At 45.3% G+C, this 1,286-nt stretch carries 2 protein-coding genes; one reads left to right on the top strand and one right to left on the bottom strand.

Annotation, left to right across the window (positions count from 1 at the left end; genetic code table 11):
* Positions 1 to 615 (top strand): riboflavin kinase (locus BG32_RS10710; RefSeq protein WP_121526812.1); only part of this gene is annotated, 615 nt, incomplete at its 5' end.
* Here BG32_RS10710 and BG32_RS10705 read toward each other — a convergent pair.
* The coding region (locus BG32_RS10705) for an alpha/beta hydrolase (protein ID WP_121526811.1) at positions 592 to 1,286 on the bottom strand (695 nt) is incomplete at its 5' end. The two genes, BG32_RS10710 and BG32_RS10705, sit on opposite strands and share 24 nt — an antisense overlap.

The following is a 1,286-nucleotide window of genomic DNA, read 5'->3' as shown; positions in this document are numbered from 1 at the left end:
GAAGGCATGAGAGCAATTGTAGTCGGAAGTGATTTCACCTTTGGAAACGGTGCAAAGGGAAATATCGAGCTATTGGAGAGGATCTCAAAAGAAGGAGACTTGAGAGTTGAGATCGTACCCGACGCGCTATATGATGGGCGCAGAATTAGCAGCAGCTGGATAAGGGAATCTATAGCTAAAGGGGACATCGGCCTCACGAATTCCCTTCTAGGAAAGAGATACTCGATACGAGGCAAGGTTTACAAAGACAAGCAGCTTGGCGCCAAGATTGGTTTTCCGACTGCAAACATACATCGGGGAGATGAAAGGCTAGTAATACCAAGATCGGGTGTCTACATAATTATGTCGACGATTGACTCTAGAGATTACTTTGGTTTGCTAAATGTTGGTTTCAGACCCACAGTAAACACATCGGAAGAAGTCAAGTATGAAGTATACTTTTTTGACTATTCTGGCAATCTCTACGATAGAAACCTTGAACTGGAGTTCCTTGAATTTATAAGGCCCGAGTTGAAATTCGACTCTCTGGGCGAGCTAATAGAACAGATAAAACATGATGAAAGAGTTGCCCGTCGCTGGCTGGAGATACACCTAAATATGCTCAAGAAAGAATGATGAAATCGCCCCGAAGAATTGAGACCTTCTTTCTTCGTCGGCAAACAGTTCGTGCTTTCCCCCCGGGATTTCCAGCATTTTCTTCTCCACATTAATCTTTTCGTAGAGCTCCTTTCCTCCTATTGGATCAACAACCCTGTCCGCGGAACCATAGACTATTAGCGTAGGTGTCGTTATTCTATCCGCCTCTTCCAATGCCTGCTTGATACTATCTTCAAGACCGAAAAAGAGATTCGGTGATACTCGATCATGCACATAAGGATCTGCAATGTATCGTTGTACAGCTCTCTCATTATTTGACAAGTCAGCGGGAGTGAAACGAGAAGAACTACTGAATGTAGTTTTTGGTGCAACTCGTCTAATAATCGAAATCAACGGAAGCAGATTCTTGACGGAATCCTTTGCGGAAAAGAGATGGGGAGCGCTGAGGGCGGCGGCACTGAAAAGATCTGGATGCTCCTCTATGACTCTTGTAGCTATAAGTCCTCCCATACTGTGCCCGAAAAGGAAGAGGGGAAGCTCGGGCTGAATCTTCTTCACTCGATCGGCAACTTCCTTTACAAGCGACGTGAAGTCGTCAAATGACTTAATGAAACCCCGAGTTCCCGAATGCATGCCGTGACCTGGAAAATCCGCCGCAAGCACATCGAATCCCTTTCCGTTAAGATAAG

The organism is Mesotoga sp. HF07.pep.5.2.highcov, from assembly GCF_003666285.1.
Taxonomy (GTDB): Bacteria; Thermotogota; Thermotogae; order Petrotogales; family Kosmotogaceae; genus Mesotoga; species Mesotoga prima.
The sequence above is the reverse complement of the archived record's forward strand: the minus strand, read 5'-3'. Positions and strand labels throughout refer to the sequence as shown.